Raw genomic sequence first — 21,456 nt, 5'->3', positions numbered from 1 at the left:
CAGCAGATCCGCATGCCCGCTCGGATACGGGCATGAAAAAGCCCCAGGTCACGGCGAGTGAGTCCTGGGGCTAATCCGAGCCGCCTTCGGGATTCGAACCCGAGACCTACGCATTACGAGTGCGTTGCTCTGGCCAACTGAGCTAAGGCGGCACCGCTGGTCAGACAAGTATTCCCCCGAAGAGGTGTGCTCATCAGCAGCGGCGCCAAGTCTACAGGGTGTGGACGGGTGCCCTGAACCAGGTTCTCCGGGGTCAGGAATCGGGCGCCGAGCGGTCAGCCGGTCAGCACTTCTTGCCGTCCGCCGGAACCTTGCCCTCCAGCAGGTACTGGTTGATCGAGGTGTCGATGCAGGCGCTGCCGCGCCCGTACGCCGTGTGGCCGTCGCCGTCGTACGTGAGGAGGGTGCCCGAGTCGAGCTGGCCCGCCAGGGCCTGGGCCCACTTGTACGGGGTCGCCGGGTCGCGCGTGGTGCCGACCACCAGGATCGGCGCGGCGCCCTTCCCGGTCAGCGCCCTCGCCTCACCCGTGGCCTTCACCGGCCAGTACGCGCAGTTCAGCGAGGCCCATGCCAGGCCGGCGCCGAAGACCGGGGAGGCCTTCTCGAAGGACGGCAGGGCGGCCTCGACCGCCTCCGGGCCGGTGAAGGCCGGGGGCTGGTCCAGGCAGTTGACGGCGGAGTTCGCGGCCATCAGGTTGGCGTACTTGCCGTCCGGATCGCGCTCGTAATAGCTGTCGGCCAGGCTCAGCAGGCCCGCGCCGTCGCCGTTCATCGCCGCCGTGAGCGCCTCGCGCAGCTGCGGCCAGGCGCTCTCGTCGTACAGCGCCGCGATCACCCCGGTGGTCGCGAGGGACTCGCCCAGCGGACGGGCGTCCTCCCCGGTCGGCACGGGCTGGGCGTCGAGCTTGCGGAAGAAGTCCTTCAGGCGGGCCGCGATCGCGTCGGGATCGCCCGTGCCGAGCGGGCAGCCGGGCTGCTTCGCGCAGTCCTTGGCGAAGGCGGTGAACGCCGTATCGAAGCCCTCCGTCTGGTCGCGGTTCAGGTCCACCGCCGGGCGGCTGGGGTCCATCGCTCCGTCCAGGACCAGCCGTCCGACCCGGTCCGGGAAGAGGTCCGCGTACGTCGCCCCGAGGAAGGTGCCGTACGAGGCCCCGACGTACGCGAGCTTCTCGTCGCCGAGCACCCCGCGGAGCAGGTCCATGTCCCGGGCGGCGTCGACGGTGGAGACGTGCGGAAGGACCTTCTGCGAACGCTCCTGGCAGCCGACGGCGAACTCCTTGAACGCGGCCACCAGCCGGGCCCGCTCGGCCGCGTCGTCCGGCGTCTGGTCCACCTGCGTGAACTTGTCCATCTGCGGGCCGGTCATGCACTCCACCGGACTGCTGCGGGCCACCCCGCGCGGGTCGAAGGAGACCATGTCGTACCGGGCGCGGACGGCCGCGGGATAGCCGATTCCCGCGTACGCCTGCAGGTACCCGATGCCGGAGCCGCCCGGGCCGCCCGGGTTGACCACCAGGGAGCCGAGCCGCTTGCCCGGGCCCGTGGCCTGCCGGCGGGCCACCGCGATGTCGACGTCCTGGCCGGAGCCGGCGTTCGCGTAGTCGAGCGGCGCCTTCATGGTGGCGCACTGGAACCCGGGCACACCGCAGTCGCGCCAGGTCAGCTTCTGCTCGTAGTACGGGCGCAGCGCCGCCGCATCGGGGGACGGCCGGGCGGACGGCGAACCGGAGACCGCCTCGGAGGACGCGACGGCCCGGGGTTCCCCCGACCCGCCCGAGGTGCATCCGGAAAGCAGCAGCCCGGCGGCCGCGATCACGATCCCGGTGGTACGCAGCAGGCGACTGGTGTCCATCCTTGGAGCCTACGTGCTGCCGGCCCGGGCCAGGAGGTGGTCCGCCGCCGTCCGGCCCCGGACGGTGGCGCGCCTTCCGTGGCCCGCGCGGGCCAGGCACCGGCCGGGTGCGTCCCGCCGTCGGCGGCCGGTCCGCCCGTACGGGTGAGCCGGTCAACCGGACGTGGACCGGGCGCGGCGCTCCGGTGCCCGCTCCGCTGGTCAGAGCAGGGCCGGAGCAGGGTCGGACCAGCGGTCACGGCAGGTTGTCGGATCAGCGGTCAGCCCGCGCGCAGCGACATCGTCATCGCCTCGACCGCGAGGAGGGGAGCCACATTGCGGTCCAGGGCGTCCCGGCAGGCGATGATCGCCTCGATCCGGCGCAGCGTCCGCTCGGGACCCGAGGCGCGGGCGATCCGGTCGAGGTCGTGGCGTATCTCCTCGTTGGCGATGGCCACGGACGAGCCGAGCTGCAGGGCCAGCACATCCCGGTAGAAGCCAGTGAGGTCGGTCAGCGCGAGGTCGAGGCTGTCGCGCTGGGTGCGGGTGCGACGCCGCTTCTGCCGGTCCTCCAGCTCCTTCATCACGCCCGCCGTGCCGCGCGGCATCCGGCTGCCCGCGCCCGCTCCGGCGCCGAGCGCGGCCCTCAGCTCCTCGGTCTCCTTCGTGTCGACCTCCTCCGCGACCTGCTTCGCGTCCTCGGCGGCGGCGTCGACCAGCTCCTGCGCCGCCTTGAGGCAGCCGCCGACATCGTCGACTCGGAGCGGGAGCCTGAGCACGGCGGCCCGACGGGAACGGGCGGCCTCGTCAGTGGCGAGCCTGCGGGCCCGGCCGATGTGCCCCTGGGTCACGCGGGCGGCGGCCGCCGCGGCGGCGGGCTCGATGCCGTCGCGCCGGACCAGCACCTCGGCGACGGCGTCGACGGGCGGGGTGCGCAGCGTCAGGTGTCGGCAACGGGACCGGATCGTGGGCAGCACGTCCTCCAGCGAGGGCGCGCACAGCAGCCACACCGTCCGCGGAGCGGGCTCCTCCACGGCCTTGAGGAGCACGTTGCCCGCGCCCTCGGTGAGGCGGTCGGCGTCCTCCAGGACGATGACCTGCCAGCGGCCGACGGCCGGGGAGAGCTGCGCCCGGCGGACCAGGTCGCGGGTCTCCTTCACACCGATGGACAGCAGATCCGTACGGACGATCTCCACATCGGCGTGCGTGCCGACCACAGTGGTGTGGCAGCCGTCGCAGAACCCGCAGCCGGGCTGGCCTCCGAGGGTCCGGTCGGGGCTGGTGCACTGCAGGGCGGCCGCGAAGGCACGGGCGGCGGTGGACCGCCCGGAGCCGGGCGGCCCGGTGAACAGCCAGGCGTGGGTCATCTTGTTCGCGGCGGGCGGCGGCGTCCCGTCCGAGACGGCGGTGACCAGGGCATCGGCATCACGAGCGGCGGCGGCCAGCTGCGCCTGGACCCGCTCCTGTCCCACCAGGTCGTCCCATACGGGCATCCCGCCCACCGCCTTTCACTCTCCGTGCACCCATTGTGGCGCGCGCCACTGACAATCCGGCCCGGCCCGGTCCCCCCGGCCCGGCCACCGGTCACGCCGCGCTCAGCCGCGGCGGCGCGGACCCCGCTCGTCGTCGCCGTCCCCGTACTCGTCGTCCCGGCGGCGGCCCAGCAGTTCGTCCGCCAGCGTCGGCAGGTCGTCCAGCGGGGTCTCCTCGGCCCAGTCCGGGCGAGGGCGGCGCGGGCGACCGTCGTCACCGAGGGCCGGGAGCTCCCGCGTCCGGTCGCTGCCGCCGTCCCGGAAGATGCCCGGCGGAACCCGGTCGGCCGGGTTCTCCTCGGGGCGCCGGGCCGTGGGCCGCGAGGCGGACCGGGCCTGGCCGGACGAGCCGGCCGGGCCGGGCGCACCGGCGTCCGGGCGGACCGGCGGCAGTACGGCCGTCTCGTCGGCCGGGCGGACCGGCGGCAGAACAGCCGTCTCATCGGTCGGGCGGACCGGCGGCTTCGACAGATCGGCCTTGGGCACCGGGACGGTCTGGGTCACGTCGTCCGGCCGGACGACGCGGCTGAGCGCCGGGGTCTCGAGCGTCACGGCATCGTCCGGATGCGGACCGTCCGAAACCGGCGCCGAAGGAGCCGCCGACGCGGCTTCCGCCGCCGCCGCGGCAGCCGCAGCCCTCGCCGCGGCCTCAGCCGCCTCGGCCGCCGCCAGTCGGCGCGCCTCCTCGGCCTTCAGCAGGGCCTCCTCGGCCCGCCGCTGCTTCTCCAGCCGCCGCTCCTCGGCCTCGGCCCGCAGCCGGGCCTCCTCCTCGGCCTGCTTGCGCAGCCGCTCCGCCTCCGCCGCGCGCGCCTTCTCCTCGGCCTCGGCGCGCAGCCGCTCGGCCTCGGCCCGGGCCCTTGCCTCTTCCTCGGCCTTCAGCCGGGCTTCCTCCGCCTTGCGGGCGGCTTCCGCCTCGGCCTTGATCCGTGCCGCCTCGGCCTCGCGGGCCAGCCGGGCCTCTTCCTCGGCCTTCAGGCGGGCTTCCTGCGCCTTGCGTGCCGCCTCTTCCTCGGCCTTGCGCCGGGCCTCTTCCTCGGCGAGGCGCCGGGCCTCGGCCTGGGCGGCCACCTCGGCCTCGGAGAGCGGGAGCATCCGGTCCAGGCGGTGCCGTACGACGGTGGTCACCGAGTCCGGGTCCTGGCCCGCGTCGACCACCAGGTAGCGCCCCGGGTCGGCCGCGGCCAGCGTCAGGAACCCGGACCGCACCCGCTGGTGGAACTCCGCCGGCTCCGACTCCAGCCGGTCCGGGGCCTCCGTGAACCGCTCCCGCGCCGCCTCCGGCGATACGTCGAGCAGCACGGTCAGGTTCGGCACGAGCCCGTCGGTGGCCCAGCGCGAGATCCGGGCGATCTCCGTCGGGGAGAGGTCGCGGCCGGCGCCCTGGTAGGCCACCGAGGAGTCGATGTAGCGGTCCGAGATGACGACCGCGCCGCGCTCCAGGGCCGGGCGCACCACCGTGTCCACGTGCTCCGCACGGTCGGCGGCGTACAGCAGCGCCTCGGCGCGGTTCGACAGCCCTGCGGAGGAGATGTCGAGCAGGATCGAGCGGAGCCGCTTGCCGACCGGGGTGGCCCCCGGCTCACGCGTCACGACCACCTCGTGGCCCTTGCCCCGTATCCAGTCGGCCAGCGCCTCCACCTGGGTGGACTTGCCGGCTCCGTCGCCGCCCTCCAGGGCGATGAAGAATCCGGTGCCGGAGGCGGCCTGCACCGGCTCGCCGCCGCGCAGCGCCTCGCGCAGGTCGCGCCGCAGAGGCACGCCGCTGCGGTCGTCGAGCTTGGCGAGGACCACCGCGGCGACCGGCAGCAGCAGCGCGCCGACCAGCATCAGGGTGAAAGCGGCGCCGCCGTGCGCGAGGACGACCTCGGCGCCGGTCAGCCGGTGCGGGCCGATCACCGCGGCCAGCACCGGGGCGAGGACCGCCCCGAGGGCCACGGCCACCCGTACGACCGCCTGGAGGTGCTCGGTGACCCGCGCCCGGCGGAACTCCTCGGTCTCCTGGTCCAGCAAGGTGTGGCCCGTGTTGGCCGCGACGCCCGCAGCGGTGCCGGCGAACAGCGACAGGAAGAGCACGGTCGCCGTGTCCGGGACCAGCCCTGCGAGCAGCAGCGCCAGCCCGGCGACCGCTATGGCGAGGGCCAGCAGACGGCGCCGCGACAGGCCGGGCAGTACCTTGCCGGCCTGGGTGGCGCGGATGCCGGCGGCGGTGCCGCCGACCAGCGCGAGGACGAGCAGCGCGAAAGCGGCCGGGCCGCCGCCCAGGTCGAAGGCGTGCAGTACCGACACGGCGACGGCGCTGGACACGGCTCCGGCGACTGCGGCGCAGGCCAGGACCAGCAGCGGGACGGCGCCGGTACGGCCCTTGTCGGGCCGGTCACCCGCCTTGGGGGCAAGCAGGCCCTCCAGCGGCGAGCGGGGGCGCGGGGTCTTCGCCCCGGGCAGCACCAGCGGCAGCAGCAGCGAGACCGAAGCCGCGAAGAGACCGGAGGCCACGTACGAGCCGAGGGCGGCCTGGTTCTCGGCGAACCAGTCCACGCCGAGGCCGAGGGCCTTGCCGACCAGGGTCGCGCCCAGCAGCGCGGCCGCCGCGATCGGGAGCGCCGCGAAGGACGTACGCAGGTTCAGCCGCCGCAGCGCGTCCAGGTGGTCCGGGAGCGGCCGTACGGTCGCGCCCTCCGGCGGCGGCGTCGGCAGCAGGGCGGGAGCGGCGCTGTCCTTGGCCAGCGTCCACAGCCGCTCGGCGGCGCCGGCGACGAAGACGGTGGCCAGCAGCGCGGTGAGCGCGTGGGCCGGGATCCAGTCGAGCCACAGCGGGGCGACGACGAAGAGCCCGAGGCGGACCCCGTCGGCGCCGATCATCGTCCAGCGGCGGTCCAGCTTGCCGCCGGGGGCGACGAGCCCGGCCAGCGGGCCCAGCAGGACCGCGCCGAAGAACAGGGTGGCGAGGATCCTGACTCCGAAGACGACGGCGACGGCCAGGGCCGCGCCGCGGTAGCCGTCGCCGAAGGCTCCTTCGGAGACGGCCGCCTGAAGGGCCAGCAGCACCAGCACCAGCAGGGCGAGGGCGTCACCGATGCCGCTCACCAGCTGGGCGCTCCACAGCCGGCGCAGCCTGGGGGTGCGCAGCAGTGCGCGCACCGCACGCTCGCGGGAATCCGCGGCTAGGGCTTCGTCGTAGGTGGGGTTCGCCGGGGCGGTCACGACCGCTGGCTGCTCGGCTCGCGTCATCCGCCCAGCCTATCCGCTGCGCTTCGCCATTGCGGAGGCCTGTGGACAAGGTGCGGTGTGACCCCGCACCCACCTTCCGGGGCTCCGCCCGCCCCGCCCGACCGACCCGTCCCGCCGATCCCGCCCGTCCCGCCGGAAACGCCGCGGGCCCCCGTGCGGTCGCACAGGGGCCCGGGGCAGGCGGAGCGGGAGACCGCGGCCGCGGCGGCTACTCGTCCGCCGGGGCGGCAGCGATCTTCTTCGTCACCGTCTTCTTCGCCGTCGTCTTCTTGGCGGCTGCCGCGGCAGTGGTCTTCTTGGCAGCCGTCGTCTTCTTCGCGGCAGCGGTCTTCGTCGCCGTCGCCTTCTTGGCCGGGGCCTTCTTCGCCGGGGCCTTCTTGGCGGGGGCCTTCTTCGCCACCTTCTTGGCCGGGCCCTTCGCCCGCTTCTCGGCGAGCAGCTCGTAGCCCCGCTCCGGCGTGATCGTCTCGACGTCGTCGTCCCGCCGCAGCGTCGCGTTCGTCTCGCCGTCCGTCACGTACGGCCCGAAGCGGCCGTCCTTGACCACCACCGGCTTCTCGCTGACCGGGTCGGTGCCCAGCTCCTTCAGCGGCGGCTTGGCCGCCGCGCGGCCCCGCTGCTTCGGCTGCGCGTAGATGGCCAGCGCCTCGTCCAGCGTGATCGAGAACAGCTGGTCCTCGGTCTCCAGCGACCGCGAGTCCGTGCCCTTCTTCAGGTACGGGCCGTAGCGGCCGTTCTGGGCCGTGATCTCCACGCCCTCCGCGTCCACGCCGACCACGCGCGGCAGCGACATCAGCTTCAGCGCGTCGTCCAGCGTGACCGTGTCCAGGGACATCGACTTGAAGAGCGAGGCCGTCCGCGCCTTGACCGCGTTCTTGCCCGTCTTCGGCGTGCCCTCGGGCAGGATCTCCGTCACGTACGGCCCGTAGCGGCCGTCCTTCGCGACGATCTCGTTCCCGGAGACCGGGTCCTTGCCCAGCTCGAACTCGCCGCTCGGCTTGGCGAACAGCTCCTCCGCGTACTCGACCGTCAGCTCGTCCGGAGCCATGTCGTCCGGTACGTCGGCGCGCTGGTGGCCCTCTGCGTCCTTCTCGCCCCGCTCGACGTACGGCCCGTAGCGGCCGACCCGCAGCACGATGCCCTCGCCCACGGGGAAGGAGGAGATCTCCCGGGCGTCGATCGCGCCCAGGTCCGTGACCAGCTCCTTCAGGCCGCCGAGCGCGTCACCGTCGGCCGGTACGACCTCCGAGGCGTCCTCGGCACCGAAGTAGAACCGCTTCAGCCACGGCACGGACTGGGCCTCGCCCCGCGCGATGCGGTCGAGATCGTCCTCCATCTTCGCGGTGAAGTCGTAGTCGACGAGCCGGCCGAAGTGCGTCTCCAGCAGGTTGACCACGGCGAAGGACAGGAAGGACGGCACGAGCGCCGTGCCCTTCTTGAAGACGTAGCCGCGGTCCAGGATCGTGCCGATGATCGACGCGTACGTCGACGGGCGGCCGATCTCGCGCTCTTCGAGCTCCTTGACCAGCGAGGCCTCGGTGTAGCGGGCCGGCGGCTTGGTCGAGTGGCCGTCCGCCGTGATCTCCTCGGCGGCGAGCGCGTCGCCCTCCGCGACCTGCGGAAGGCGCTTCTCGCGGTCGTCGAGCTCGGCGTTCGGGTCGTCAGCGCCCTCGACGTACGCCTTCATGAAGCCGTGGAAGGTGATCGTCTTGCCGGAGGCGCTGAATTCGGCGTCGCGCCCGTCCGAGGCCCGGCCGCCGATCTTCACGGTCACCGAGTTGCCGACCGCGTCCTTCATCTGGGAGGCGACGGTCCGCTTCCAGATCAGCTCGTAGAGACGGAACTGGTCGCCGGACAGGCCGGTCTCGGCCGGAGTGCGGAAACGATCACCCGAGGGGCGGATCGCCTCGTGCGCCTCCTGCGCGTTCTTGACCTTGCCGGCGTAGACGCGCGGCTTCTCCGGCAGGTAGTCGGCCCCGTAGAGCTGCGTGACCTGCGCCCGCGCCGCCGACACCGCGGTGTCGGAGAGCGTGGTGGAGTCCGTACGCATGTAGGTGATGAAGCCGTTCTCGTACAGCTTCTGCGCCACCTGCATGGTCGCCTTCGCACCGAAGCCCAGCTTGCGCGAGGCCTCCTGCTGGAGCGTCGTCGTACGGAACGGGGCGTACGGGGAGCGGCGGTACGGCTTGGACTCGACCGAGCGGACGGCGAACGAGGCACCTTCCAGCGCGGCGGCAAGCGCCCGGGCGTTCGCCTCGTCGAGGTGCAGCACCTCGCTCTTGAGCTGCCCGTTCGAGCCGAAGTCGCGGCCCTGTGCGACGCGCTTGCCGTCCACCGTGTTCAGGCGGGCGACCAGCGTGGACGGGTCCGAGGCGTCCCCGGCGCGGCCGGTGGAGAAGGTCCCGGTCAGGTCCCAGTACTCGGCGGAGCGGAAGGCGATGCGCTCGCGCTCCCGCTCGACGACGAGGCGGGTGGCCACGGACTGGACGCGTCCGGCCGACAGCCGGGGCATGACCTTCTTCCACAGGACCGGCGAGACCTCGTAGCCGTAGAGACGGTCGAGGATGCGCCGGGTCTCCTGTGCGTCGACCATGCGCTGGTTGAGCTCGCGCGGGTTGGCGACGGCGTCGCGGATCGCGTCCTTGGTGATCTCGTGGAAGACCATCCGGTGGACGGGGACCTTGGGCTTGAGGACTTCCTGCAGGTGCCACGCGATGGCTTCGCCCTCGCGGTCCTCATCGGTGGCGAGGAAGAGTTCGTCGGAGTCGGCCAGCAGCTCCTTGAGCTTCCTGACCTGCGACTTCTTGTCGGCGTTGACGACGTAGATCGGCTGGAAGTCGTGCTCGACGTCCACACCGAGGCGACGGACCTCGCCCGTGTACTTGTCGGGGACCTCCGCGGCGCCGTTCGGGAGGTCGCGAATGTGCCCGACGCTCGCCTCGACGACGTATCCCGGGCCGAGGTAGCCCTTGATCGTCTTCGCCTTGGCAGGGGACTCGACAATGACGAGTCGGCGGCCGCCCTTTGCGGTCTCGCTAGTCGGGGACAACTTGGCTCTTCTCTCCGGTCGGCACTCGGTCGCAGTACGGCGACGCTGCGGAGTGTGACGGTACAACCCGCCCCCGTGTCAAACGGCACAAGCCCGCAACGGCCACTCGAACGGTAACCCGACAAGTGCCGTTTCTGCCGCCCGGATGCCGCGCCGGACCCTTCCCGATCACCGTGCCGGGTGCCCGGGGGGCCGTCTGGCCGCGCTCCCGCACCCCGTCCCACGTCGGCTTCTTTCAGGGATCCGGGCCGGTCGCGCCCCCGCCTCAGAGCCGTGCGAGGCACCACACCCCGACCGCCAGCGACGTCCCGCCGGCGAGCAGAGCCAGCGGTACGGCCACGACGGGGCGCACGCCCTCAGCCACCGGCGCGCGGTGCAGTGCGCGCGCCCCCGTCCAGGCCAGCAGAGCAGCCCCGAACAGCAGGAACACGGTCCCCGCGAAGATCGCCGGGCCGTTCTCCATGCCGCTCCCCCTACCCCTGGCCGCTCCCGGGATCCCCCCGGATCCCGCTGGTCAGGAGCCTTCCAGCCACTCGGGAACGGCGGGCGAACGCAGGGTTACATCCCGGTGCCGACTACCGAGCGGGGCCCGTCACCGGCTCCAGGAAGCCCTGCTCGACCAGCATCCGGATGGCCTCCGGGGTCCGGTCCCGCAGGACAACCGGATCCTCCTGCACCAGTTGCGCGATGGCGTCCAGGATCCGGCCCGCGGTCAGTGAGCCGTCACACACTCCGGCGAAGCCCGCCCCGACCGTGTCGACCTTGGTGGCGCGCCGCATCCCGCGGTTCTGCCGGAGCACCACGTGCTCCGGGTCCTCCGCGCCGGGCGCGCCGACCTGCTCCTGCACCACCTCGCCGGCCAGTACGAAGTAACCCTCCAGCAGGGAGGCGTCGTCGTGCTGGCGCAGGTAGTCCTGGCGGGCGAAGTGGGCGAGGACGGTCTCGCCGAGCGGCTGCTCCACCGAGTGCGGCCACTCCTCGACCACGATCGAGGGCTCGGCCGCGTCCGACCGGCGCAAGGTGATCCACCCGAAGCCGACGGACTTCGTCTTGCGGGCTTCGAACTCGTCCAGCCAGGCCTCGTACCGCCGCGCGTACTCGGCCGGGTCGGTGCGGTGGTCGCCCGCGTCGCGCAGCCACAGCTCCGCGTACTGCGTCACGTCCTGCACGTCACGCTGCACGATCCAGGCGTCGCAGCCGCGCGGCACCCAGGAACGGACCCGGTCGTGCCAGTCCTCGCCCTCCACATGCTGCCAGTTGCCGAGGAACTGCGCGTACCCGCCGGGGTTGAGGTGCGCGCCCGCCTCCTGGACCAGCGTCCGGCACAGGTCGTCCCCGCCCATACCGCCGTCCCGGTACGTGAGGCGGGCGCCGGGCGAGATCACGAACGGCGGGTTCGACACGATCAGGTCGTAGGTGGCGTCCCCGACCGGTTCGAAGAGCGACCCGGTGAGCAGCTCGGCCTCCGGGGCGCCGGACAGCGCCAGCGTCAGACGGGTGAATTCCAGGGCCCGGGGGTTGACGTCGGTGGCCGTGACCCGGGTGGCGTGCTGGGCCGCGTGCAGCGCCTGGAGGCCCGAGCCGGTACCGAGGTCCAGCGCGGAACCCGCCGGGATCCGGACGGTGATCCCGGCCAGGGTGGTGGAGGCGCCTCCCACCCCGAGGACCACGGCCGTATCCGCCTGACGGCCCCGGCTGCCGATCCCGCCGGCCCCGCCGACGGCGCAGCCGAGGTCGGAGACGATGAACCAGTCCTCGCCGTCCGGACCTCCGTACGGCCGCACGTCGACGGTGGCGCGCACCGTGTCCTCGCCGTCGGCGGCATCCTCGCGGCGCAGCCAGCCATCGGCCAGGGCCGCCTCGGCGGGCAGCGCGGCCGCGGCCTGCGCGTACGGAACGGGCTGCTGGAGCAGGAACAGCCGCACCAGGCTCGCGAGCGGGCCGTCACCACCGCCGCGGGTGGCGCGCAGGGCGGGAACCGTCTCGCTGCGGGCCAGTGCGGCGTAGGCGGGGGCGCCGAGCAGGTCGAGCAGGCCGTCTGCGGTGAAACCGGCGGCGAGCATGGCGGTGCGGAGCTCGGCGGTGTGATCGGGCGAGGGGAGGCTGGTGGTACTCACCCCACCATTGTGGCGGTTGGGTCCGGCAATCCGTGCGGAGCACGGGCGTCGGCGTGGGCCACCGGGGCGGGCCACGGGGCGGAACGTGCGACAGGGCGGCCACGGCCCCTTCCGGGACCCGGCCGCCCTGACCATCGGATGTCAGCTCATCGCACCGCCCGGAGCACTACTTGGGCGACGGCGACGTCGCCGCCACCTGGCAGCCCTTCTGGCTGTTGATGGCCTTGTCCAGACCGCCCGCGTTGAGCTGCGCGAGTGCGTCCTTGCCGCCCTTCGTCGCCTCCTGGAGGCCGCCGGCCACTTCCTTGAGGCCGTCGGCGAACTTCGTCTGGTCCTTGGGGTCCAGGGCGTCCATCTTGACCTTCAGGTCGGCATAACCCTTGGAGGTCGCCTCGAAGCCCTTGGCGGCGGCCTCCTGGGTCGCGGCGCCGTCCTTGACCGGCGGACTTCCCGCCTGCTGCAGGGCGGTCCCCATCGTCTTGTACGACTCGGACATGGTCGCGAACGCCGCCGAGTCGGTCTTCTGGACCTCCTCGGGCTTGCTGCTCTCCGTCGCCACGCGCTTGATCTCGGCATTGGCCGCCTCGATCTTCGTGAGTTCGGGCTGCCACTGGTCGCAGACCTTCTTGGCCCAGGCGTTGGCCTTCCCATCGCTGTCGTCCCCGCCGCAGCCGGACAGGACGAGCATCAGTACCGCACTGCCCGACAACGCGGCCGCAAGCTTCTTGTTCACCGGATTGGTCCCTTCGAAGGCTCTCGGCCCGGAAGATACACGGCTGCCATCCGGGGACGCACAAAGGCGGACAGACGGCGCGTCAGTCCGCGCCGCCTGTCCGCCTTTCGGGCGCACGGCCGGCCCTGCCCGGCTCTGCCCGTACCGATGAGGCCTCGGGTCAGGAGACCGTGGCGGGGTCGGCCGGCTGGGCCACCCGCTCGGCGGCTCCGCCCTCGGTCTCGTCGCCGACCGCGATGCCGCGGCGCTTGGAGATGTACACCGCGCCGATGATGACGGCGATCGCGAGGGCCGCGACGACCGCCCGGACCACGGGGCTGGTGTCCGGGCCGAAGCTGAACTGCACGACGGCCGGGGCGATCAGCAGCGCCACCAGGTTCATCACCTTCAGCAGCGGGTTGATCGCGGGACCGGCCGTGTCCTTGAACGGGTCGCCGACCGTGTCCCCGATGACGACCGCGGCGTGGGCCTCACTGCCCTTGCCGCCGTGGTGGCCGTCCTCGACGAGCTTCTTCGCGTTGTCCCACGCGCCGCCGGAGTTGGCGAGGAAGACCGCCATCAGCGTGCCCGTGCCGATGGCACCCGCGAGGAAGGAGCCGAGCGCGCCGACGCCGAGGCTGAAGCCGACGGCGATCGGGGTGAGGACGGCGAGCAGGCCGGGCGTGGCGAGCTCGCGCAGCGCGTCCTTGGTGCAGATGTCCACGACGCGCCCGTACTCGGGCTTCTCGGAGTAGTCCATGATCCCGGGGTGCTCGCGGAACTGGCGGCGCACCTCGTAGACCACGGCACCCGCGGAGCGGGAGACCGCGTTGATGGCGAGGCCGGAGAACAGGAACACCACGGCCGCGCCGAGGATCAGCCCGACCAGGTTGTTGGGCTGGGCGATGTCCAGGCTGAGGTTCATCTCCCCGGCCTTGGCACCGACTTCCTTGACCGCGCCGGCGATCGCGTCGTTGTACGAGCCGAACAGCGCGGCGGCGGCGAGCACGGCCGTGGCGATGGCGATGCCCTTGGTGATGGCCTTGGTGGTGTTGCCCACCGCGTCCAGGTCGGTCAGGACCTGCGCCCCGGCGCCCTCGACGTCGCCCGACATCTCGGCGATGCCCTGGGCGTTGTCGGAGACGGGCCCGAAGGTGTCCATGGCGACGATGACGCCGACCGTGGTGAGCAGGCCGGTGCCGGCCAGGGCCACCGCGAAGAGCGCGAGCATGATCGACGTACCGCCGAGCAGGAACGCTCCGTAGACGCCGAGGCCGATGAGCAGCGCCGTGTAGACGGCGGACTCCAGGCCGACGGAGATGCCGGCGAGGATGACGGTGGCCGCGCCGGTCAGGGAGGACTTGCCGATGTCCCGGACGGGACGGCGGTTGGTCTCGGTGAAGTAGCCGGTCAGCTGCTGGATCAGCGCCGCGAGCACGATGCCGATCGCGACGGCGACGACCGCCAGGACGCGCGGGTCCCCGGAGTGGTTGGTGATCGCCGGGTTCTCGACGCCGACGAGCTCCTTGTAGGTGGCCGGCAGGTAGGCGTAGACGGCGATGCCGACCAGCCCCAGGGAGATCACGGCGGAGATGAAGAAGCCGCGGTTGATCGCCGTCATGCCGCTGCGGTCGCTGCGGCGCGGGGAGACCGCGAAGATGCCGATCATGGCGGTGATGACGCCGATCGCGGGGACGATCAGCGGGAAGGCCAGGCCCAGGTCGCCGAAGGCGGCCTTGCCGAGGATGAGTGCGGCCACCAGGGTGACGGCGTACGACTCGAAGAGGTCGGCGGCCATTCCGGCGCAGTCTCCGACGTTGTCGCCCACGTTGTCGGCGATGGTCGCGGCATTGCGCGGATCGTCCTCCGGAATGCCCTGCTCGACCTTGCCGACCAGGTCGGCGCCGACGTCGGCGGCCTTGGTGAAGATGCCGCCGCCGACGCGCATGAACATCGCGATCAGCGCGGCGCCGAGGCCGAAGCCCTCCAGGACCTTCGGCGCGTCGGCCGCGTAGACCAGGACGACGCAGGAGGCGCCGAGGAGGCCGAGGCCGACGGTGAACATGCCGACCACGCCGCCCGTACGGAAGGCGATCTTCATCGCCTTGTGGGAGACCTCGGTCAGGTCCTTGGCGGGCTCGCCCTCGGCGGGGGTGGCCTCTCTCGCGGCGGCGGCGACGCGGACGTTGGCGCGGACCGCGAGGCGCATGCCGATGTAGCCGGTCGCCGCCGAGAAGAGGGCGCCGACGAGGAAGAAGGCGGACCGTCCCGCCCGCTGGGACCAGGTGTCGGCGGGCAGCAGGAAGAGCAGGAAGAAGACCACGACGGCGAAGACGCCGAGGGTGCGCAGCTGGCGGCCCAGATAGGCGTTGGCGCCTTCCTGAACGGCTGCGGCGATCTTCTTCATGCTGTCGGTTCCCTCGTCGGCGGCGAGGACCTGGCGGACCAGGATCTGCGCGACGACGAGTGCGGCCAGTGCCACGGCCGCGATGACGATCACGATGAGCCGGTTGTCATCGGTGAGTACTGCGGCTGCCAGATCAGAGGTGCGATCCGGCGCGATAGGGGTGAAGAGCCCCGTCATTCGTCCTCCTTGACGTGATGAGCTCAAGATGTGGACGGATTGTAGGGAGCGCGCCCCGATCAAAACAGTGCGCAGGAAACGGAATTGGCGTGCTCCTGCTCCTCAGCAATAGATCGCGTCACTCCATTACCCTCGAAAGTGGTAATGGGGCAAAAGCATTGACGCCCGGTCATTGATCTAGGGAAATGAAAAAGGCCCTGCTCAGCAGGGCCTTGATAAAGATCGGAAGATACGAAGGAATGCGCGACGCAGTGGATCTACGGTGACTCGGAGGCTCCCGAGACCGGCCAGCTCATCCGGATGGTCCCGCCCGATTCCCCACTGGTCACCTCGACGTCGTCGACGAGCCCGCTGATCACGGCGAGGCCCATCTCGTCCTCGCCCTCGATGTCGGGGTCCAGGACGGCGTCGATGCCCGACACGGCATCGCCCGGGCCGCCGCCCGGTCCGGGAACCCCGTCGCCGACCTCGATGGAGAAGACCTTCTCCTCCTCGGTCAGGACCACCCGGACGGGCGCGGTCAGTCCGATGCTGCGATGCAGTCCGACGGCACGCGAGCAGGCCTCGCCCACGGCGAGGCGGACCTCGTCGAGGACGGCTTCCTCCACACCCGCCCGGCGCGCCACGGCGGCCGCGACCAGGCGGGCCGTACGGACGTGTTCGGGCTGGGCGCTGAAGCGGAGTTCAACGGTGGCCATGCGCGTCCCCCTCGGACTACGGGCGTGCCTTGACAGGGGCCCGGGCCAACCGTGGCCCGGTACCCCCGCTCTCGTCTTCGGCTCCTCGCCGTACGGAGCCGTCAGTCGGTGGCGGCGACGGCGTCTTCCACCGTGGTGTGGATCGGGAAGACCTTGGTCAGACCGGTGATGCGGAAGATCTTCAGGATGCGCTCCTGGTTGCACACCAGACGCAGCGAACCCTCGTGCGCGCGGACGCGCTTGAGGCCTCCCACGAGCACACCAAGCCCGGTGGAGTCGAGGAAGTCCACTCGCTCCATGTCGACAACCAGGTGGTAGCTGCCGTCGTTCACCAACTCGACCAACTGCTCGCGCAGCTTGGGCGCGGTATACACATCAATCTCGCCACCGACCTCTACGACCGTACGGTCGCCGACAGTGCGAGTCGACAGGGACAGGTCCACGGATCCTCCAGCACCTTGCTATCGAGCGGCGCCCCCCAGGGGCCTCCCCACCCGAAGGTAGGTGAGGGATTGGCTGCCGCAATGGCATTCAATCACTTACCGGCAGGCGCGCACGACGCCTTGGGACCATTGTCCCGCACGCCAGTGACACACTCGGTTCCAATGGCCAATACTCACCGCCCCGGTCGGCCCACGCCACCCGCGGACGTTCGAACCACCCCCGGAACGGTCCTGGACCGGCTGTCACGGGGGCCTTCCCGGGCTGCGCGCATCACCCATACGGAGCACTTGCCCCCTCGGGAGGGTCGTCATGCGGTCTGGCCCGACCGCATCCGAACGAATGTCGTAGCCGCAATTCAGGCCGCCGGGATCGACCATCCGTGGGAACACCAGGCCTCGGCCGCCGAGCACGCCCTGGACGGCGAATCCGTGGTCGTCGCCACCGGTACCGCCTCGGGCAAGTCGCTGGCCTACCTGGCCCCGGTGCTCTCCGCCCTCGCGGACGGCGCCGAGGCCCCGAACGGACGCGGCGCGACCGCCCTGTACCTGGCCCCCACCAAGGCCCTGGCGGCCGATCAGCGCCGCGCCGTACGGGAACTGGCCGCCCCGCTGGGCAACGCGATCCGGCCCGCCGTCTACGACGGCGACACGCCGGTAGAAGAACGCGAATGGGTGCGCCAGTACGCCAATTACGTCCTCACCAACCCCGACATGCTGCACCGCGGCATCCTCCCGGCCCACCCGCGCTGGTCCTCCTTCCTGCGGGCCCTGCGCTACGTCGTGATCGACGAGTGCCACACCTACCGCGGGGTCTTCGGCTCCCACGTGGCCCAGGTACTGCGCCGGCTGCGGCGGCTGTGCGCCCGCTACGGCTCCGACCCGGTGTTCCTGCTGGCCTCCGCCACCGCCAGCGACCCGGCGAAAGCGGCGTCCCGGCTGACCGGGGTCCGCGTCATCGAGATCACCGACGACGCCTCCCCGCGCGGCGAGGTGGTCTTCGCCCTCTGGGAACCGCCGCTCCTCACCGAGCTGCGGGGCGAAAAGGGCGCGCCCGTCCGCCGTACGGCCACGGCCGAGACCGCCGACCTGCTGACGGACCTTGTCGTGCAGGGGGTCCGCACGGTGGCCTTCGTCCGCTCCCGGCGCGGCGCCGAGCTGATCTCCGTGATCGCCCGGGAGCGGCTCGCGGAGGTGGACCGCTCGCTGGTGCGGCGGGTTGCCGCCTACCGTGGCGGATACCTGCCCGAGGAGCGCCGGGCCCTGGAGCGGGCCCTGCACTCCGGCGAGCTGCTGGGCCTGGCCGCCACGACCGCCCTCGAGCTGGGCGTGGACGTCTCCGGCCTGGACGCGGTCCTGATCACCGGCTACCCGGGCACCCGGGCCTCCCTGTGGCAGCAGGCGGGCCGGGCCGGGCGCTCGGGCCAGGGCGCCCTGGCCGTGCTGATCGCCCGCGACGACCCGCTCGACACCTACCTCGTCCACCATCCCGAGGCGCTGTTCCGCCAGCCGGTGGAAGCCACCGTCCTGGACCCGGACAACCCGTACGTCCTGGCCCCCCACCTGTGCGCGGCGGCGGCGGAGCTGCCGCTGACCGAGGCCGACCTGGAGCTCTTCGGCCCGGCCACCCACGAGCTCATCCCCCAGCTGGAGGCGGCGAAGCTGCTCCGGCGGCGGGCCACGGCCTGGCACTGGACCCGCCGGGAACGGGCCTCGGACCTGACCGACATCCGGGGCGGCGGCGGCCGCCCGGTGCAGATCGTCGAGGCCTCGACCGGCCGGCTGCTGGGCACGGTCGACGAGTCGGCCGCCCACACCGCCGTCCACGAGGGGGCCGTCCACCTGCACCAGGGCCGCACGTACCTCGTGAAGCGGCTGGATCTGGAGGATGCCGCCGCCCTCGTCGAGGAGGCCGATCCGCCCTTCTCCACCACCGCCCGCGACACCACCTCCATCTCGGTCCTGGAGACCGAGTCCGAGATCCCGTGGGGCAAGGCCCGGCTCTGCTACGGCTCGGTCGAGGTCACCAACCAGGTCGTCTCCTATCTGCGGCGCAAACTGATCACCGGCGAGGTGCTGGGCGAGGCCAAGCTGGACCTGCCGCCCCGCACCCTGCGCACCCGGGCCGTGTGGTGGACGGTCACCGAGGACCAGCTCGACGAGGCCCGGATCAACCCGGAGATCCTCGGCGGCGCCCTGCACGCCGCCGAGCACGCCTCCATCGGTCTGCTCCCGCTGTTCGCCACCTGCGACCGCTGGGACATCGGCGGCGTCTCGGTGCCGCTGCATCCCGATACCCTCCTCCCGACGGTCTTCGTCTACGACGGCCACCCCGGCGGCGCCGGATTCTCGGAGCGGGCCTTCCACACGGCCCGCGCCTGGCTGACGGCGACCCGCGACGCGATCGCGGCCTGCGAGTGCGAGGCCGGCTGCCCTTCCTGCATCCAGTCCCCCAAGTGCGGCAACGGCAACGATCCCCTCCACAAGCGCGGCGCCATCCGCCTCCTCACCCGCCTCCTGTCCGAGGCTCCACAGGCCCAGCAGGCTCCACCGCCGTAGCCGGCCCGGCTCTCCCCTCCCCGGGACCCGGGCCTGGACCTGAACCGGGACCGGGTCCAGGCGGTTTCCGGGACGGGCCAGAGTCCGCCGCGCCCCCGCGACCGCCGACCCCGATGGCCTCGGCCGGAGGGCCCGCACGGGCCGTGATCGTCGGGGCGAAGGGTCCCGTGGCGGGGCGGGCCGTCACCTCGGCCACCTCGCCCCGGAGGGTGCAGGCACCCAGGGACGCGCCCTGCGCCCGGGCGACCCGGCGAGCCGTGGCGCAGGCGGTCTCCGGTCCGTGGGCCCAGGTGGCCGCCGCCGCGAGCGCCGCCAGGTCCGCGGCCGCCGCCGCCCGGTGCCGGGCCACGACCGCCTGCCCGAGCAGCAGCACACCGCCGAACACGGCCCCCAGCACCGTCGCCACCAGCGCCGCCCACACCGTCGCCGAACCCCGGTCCCGGCTCACGGCGGCGGCCCCACGCTGTCCTCCGCCAACGCCACCGCCCGCGCCCCGAGCCGCACCGGCAGTCCGCCCGGCCCCGGCGCCGGGGCCGCCACCCGCACCCGCCACAGATCCCCCTCGCGCTCCAGCTCCACCCGCGCCCCCGACGGCGCGGCCGCCCGGGCCGCCGCCACCGCCACTTCGGCGGACTCCGACCGGGCCGCCGCCCGGGCGCCGGCCCGGGCCGCGTCCACACACCGGATCTGGGCGGCGGCCGCCATCAGCGCCCACACCAGCAGCGCCGCGAAGAGCACCAGCGCCGGGATCACCAGGGCGGCCTCCGCCGTCACATATCCCCGGTCGCCCATTCCCCGGATTCCCCCGGGATTTCTCTCAGAACGGCACATCGAGCGCCTTCCCGATGGTCGACTGAAGGGCGGTGGCGACCACTTCGCTCGTCACCACCTTGTACAGAACAGCCGCGAACGCACAGGCCGCGATCGTGCCCATGGCGTATTCCGAGGTGGACATCCCCGCGTCGCTCCCGCGACCTCGCAGTGCCGTCCGCACACGAAACCAGATGATCCTCATGGCAACCTCCCGTTGATATTCCTTGCTGATGTACGTGATTAATGTGGCGTCAGGTGTTGGTGAGGAGAGCCGAGGCCATTCCGATCACCACCGGTGCCACCCCGATCGCGAGAAAAGCGGGGAGAAAACACAGCCCCACCGGCGCGGTGACGAGCACTGCCGCCCGCTGCGCCCTGGCACCCGCCTGCCGGGTCCGGTCCTCCCGGAGGGCCGACGCGAGCCGGGAGACGGGTTCCGCCGCGGGAGCGCCCGTCCGAGCGGCCCGCTCCAGGCACTCCGCGAGGGCCCGGGCGCCCGGTATCTCCGCCAACCTCCCCCACGCCGCACCGGGTTCGCCGCCGAGCCGCAGCTCAGCCCCGGCCCGCGCCAGCCGCTCGCCCACCGGGCCGCCCAGCGACTCACCCACCACCTCGGCGGCCTCCACCGGACCGGCCCCGGCCGCCAGGCAGGCGGCCAACAGGTCCGCCGCGAACGGCAGCTGACGCTCCGCCTCCCGCAGGTCCACCCCAGCCGCAGGCCGCGCCCTGCCCTGCCACTGCCGCGCCCCGAGCGCAGCCACGACGCCGACGGCCACACCGGCCACCCCGCCGATGAGCACCCAGCCCGCCAGCAGCGCCCCGGCCGGCCCGCCCCAGGCGGCCACCACACGGCGCAGCCGCGCACCCGGTACCGGTCCCCTCGGGCCCGGTCGCACGCCCAGCAGGGCCCCGAGCCTGCTCCGGGCCCGCCGCGCCCGGAGCCGCGCCGACACCACCGACAGTGCAGCCACCGCCAGACACAGCACGATCCCCAGCCTGTGGATCACGAAGCCGCCCATCACCGCTCCCCCGTCCGTACGATCCGCCGGCACCAGAGCAGCCCCAGCGCCTCCAGCACCCCGCCCGCGACCAGACAGCCCCACCCCATCGGGGTGTGCAGCAGCACCCGCAGCGGATCCGCTCCCAGCCCGGTGCCGATCAAGAGGCCCACCAAGGGCAGCAGGGCCAGCACCACCGTCGTGGACCGCGCCCCCGCCAACTGGGCCCTCAGCGACTCCTGCTGGTCCCTCTCGGCCCGCAGAGCCCCTTCCAGCCGGTCCAGCCCGGCGGCCAGGCCCGCACCGCCGTCCACCGACACCCGCCAGCAGGCGGCCATCCCGGCCAGCCCTTCCGCGCCGGGCTCCCGCGCCGCCTGGCGCAGCGCCCCGGGCACGTCCCCGCCGAACGCCGCGGCGGCCAGCACACCCGCCTCCATGGCGCCCGGACCGCCGGGGAGGGGCGCCGTCCGCCGTATCGCCGCGGTCAGGGCCTGACCGGACTGCGCTCCCGCCCGCAACTCCCCCACCGCCGCACCGCACAGAGCCACCACCTCGGCCGCCCGCGCCACCCTGGCCCGCTCCCGCGCCCGTGTCCGCAGCCACCGCCGCACCAGCGGCACCGCGGCCGCCCCGGCCAGCAGGGGGATCACCGATGTGCCGAGCACGGCGACCGCCAGCCCGGCGGCGAGGCAGCCCCACTCCCGCCGCCGCCCCGCCCGCACCCGCACGGCCGCAAGCAGCCGATCCGGGCGCACCGGCGCGCGCGGCGCCTCCGGAGCGCCCCGGGCCGACACCACCGCCCGGGCCCTGCGGAACACCCGGTCGCCGCCGGTCAGGCCCCAGGCGGCCGCCCCGGCGCACAGCACACCCGCGAACATCGGCACCGGCAGCGCCG

16 protein-coding genes and 1 tRNA gene are annotated in these 21,456 nt (G+C 73.0%); 1 reads left to right on the top strand and 16 read right to left on the bottom strand.

The window, feature by feature from the left end:
• Window positions 1-78: 78 nt before the first annotated feature.
• The 11 genes from OG737_RS16320 to bldG all read right to left on the bottom strand — a co-directional run bounded on the left by OG737_RS16320 (window position 79) and on the right by bldG (window position 16,194).
• A tRNA-Thr gene (locus tag OG737_RS16320) sits at window positions 79-152 on the bottom strand.
• A 131-nt stretch (window positions 153-283) separates the two neighbouring features.
• On the bottom strand, window positions 284-1,852 hold the full coding sequence (locus OG737_RS16315; RefSeq protein WP_328926880.1) for an alpha/beta hydrolase: 1,569 nt from the start codon (window positions 1,850-1,852) through the stop codon (window positions 284-286).
• Between the two features lie 260 nt (window positions 1,853-2,112).
• Window positions 2,113-3,324 (bottom strand): DNA polymerase III subunit delta', encoded by a 1,212-nt coding sequence (locus OG737_RS16310; protein ID WP_328926879.1) that lies wholly within the window; start codon window positions 3,322-3,324, stop codon window positions 2,113-2,115.
• Between the two features lie 102 nt (window positions 3,325-3,426).
• Entirely contained in the window at window positions 3,427-6,591 is a 3,165-nt protein-coding gene (tmk, locus tag OG737_RS16305) for a dTMP kinase (RefSeq protein ID WP_405921689.1), read from the bottom strand.
• A gap of 208 nt (window positions 6,592-6,799) precedes the next feature.
• The gene (gene topA, locus OG737_RS16300; protein ID WP_405679192.1) at window positions 6,800-9,640 is read right to left on the bottom strand and encodes a type I DNA topoisomerase; all 2,841 of its coding nucleotides are present in this window, start codon (window positions 9,638-9,640) and stop codon (window positions 6,800-6,802) included.
• A 265-nt stretch (window positions 9,641-9,905) separates the two neighbouring features.
• Window positions 9,906-10,103 carry a hypothetical protein gene (locus OG737_RS16295; protein ID WP_328926876.1) on the bottom strand — a complete coding sequence of 66 codons (198 nt, stop codon included), beginning with the start codon at window positions 10,101-10,103 and terminating at the stop codon, window positions 9,906-9,908.
• Window positions 10,104-10,215: 112 nt separating this feature from the next.
• Window positions 10,216-11,757: a methyltransferase gene (locus OG737_RS16290; RefSeq protein WP_328926875.1), complete on the bottom strand. Its 1,542-nt coding sequence runs from the start codon at window positions 11,755-11,757 to the stop codon at window positions 10,216-10,218.
• A gap of 166 nt (window positions 11,758-11,923) precedes the next feature.
• Window positions 11,924-12,490 (bottom strand): small secreted protein, encoded by a 567-nt coding sequence (locus OG737_RS16285; protein WP_328926874.1) that lies wholly within the window; start codon window positions 12,488-12,490, stop codon window positions 11,924-11,926.
• Window positions 12,491-12,650: 160 nt separating this feature from the next.
• On the bottom strand, window positions 12,651-15,053 hold the full coding sequence (locus tag OG737_RS16280; protein ID WP_328926873.1) for a sodium-translocating pyrophosphatase: 2,403 nt from the start codon (window positions 15,051-15,053) through the stop codon (window positions 12,651-12,653).
• 257 nt (window positions 15,054-15,310) lie between these two features.
• On the bottom strand, window positions 15,311-15,751 hold the full coding sequence (locus OG737_RS16275; protein ID WP_328926872.1) for an ATP-binding protein: 441 nt from the start codon (window positions 15,749-15,751) through the stop codon (window positions 15,311-15,313).
• Between the two features lie 101 nt (window positions 15,752-15,852).
• Window positions 15,853-16,194, bottom strand: coding sequence for an anti-sigma factor antagonist BldG (gene bldG / locus OG737_RS16270; RefSeq protein WP_030152678.1), 342 nt, complete (start codon window positions 16,192-16,194; stop codon window positions 15,853-15,855).
• Between the two features lie 81 nt (window positions 16,195-16,275).
• Here bldG and OG737_RS16265 point away from each other — a divergent pair, with 81 nt between their 5' ends.
• Complete coding sequence (locus tag OG737_RS16265; RefSeq protein ID WP_405679196.1) at window positions 16,276-18,750, top strand: DEAD/DEAH box helicase; 2,475 nt, start codon at window positions 16,276-16,278, stop codon at window positions 18,748-18,750.
• Here the strand turns inward: OG737_RS16265 and OG737_RS16260 are convergent.
• From OG737_RS16260 to OG737_RS16240, 5 genes are read right to left on the bottom strand one after another with little or no spacing between them, the layout of a single operon-like run.
• A complete protein-coding gene (locus tag OG737_RS16260) occupies window positions 18,698-19,135 on the bottom strand; it encodes an Rv3654c family TadE-like protein (protein ID WP_405922426.1) in 438 nt (145 codons plus the stop codon). The two genes, OG737_RS16265 and OG737_RS16260, sit on opposite strands and share 53 nt — an antisense overlap.
• Before the next feature lie 59 nt (window positions 19,136-19,194).
• The gene (locus OG737_RS16255; protein WP_405921688.1) at window positions 19,195-19,542 is read right to left on the bottom strand and encodes a TadE family type IV pilus minor pilin; all 348 of its coding nucleotides are present in this window, start codon (window positions 19,540-19,542) and stop codon (window positions 19,195-19,197) included.
• 25 nt (window positions 19,543-19,567) lie between these two features.
• Window positions 19,568-19,765 (bottom strand): DUF4244 domain-containing protein, encoded by a 198-nt coding sequence (locus tag OG737_RS16250; RefSeq protein WP_319729372.1) that lies wholly within the window; start codon window positions 19,763-19,765, stop codon window positions 19,568-19,570.
• A 49-nt stretch (window positions 19,766-19,814) separates the two neighbouring features.
• Window positions 19,815-20,582 carry a type II secretion system F family protein gene (locus OG737_RS16245; protein WP_405921687.1) on the bottom strand — a complete coding sequence of 256 codons (768 nt, stop codon included), beginning with the start codon at window positions 20,580-20,582 and terminating at the stop codon, window positions 19,815-19,817.
• On the bottom strand, window positions 20,582-21,439 hold the full coding sequence (locus OG737_RS16240; RefSeq protein WP_405922425.1) for a type II secretion system F family protein: 858 nt from the start codon (window positions 21,437-21,439) through the stop codon (window positions 20,582-20,584). The genes OG737_RS16245 and OG737_RS16240 overlap by 1 nt, the downstream gene beginning before the upstream one ends.
• Between the last annotated feature and the right edge of the window lie 17 nt (window positions 21,440-21,456).

The organism is Streptomyces sp. NBC_00122, from assembly GCF_045160845.1.
GTDB lineage: Bacteria > Actinomycetota > Actinomycetes > Streptomycetales > Streptomycetaceae > Streptomyces.
The sequence above is the reverse complement of the archived record's forward strand: the minus strand, read 5'-3'. Positions and strand labels throughout refer to the sequence as shown.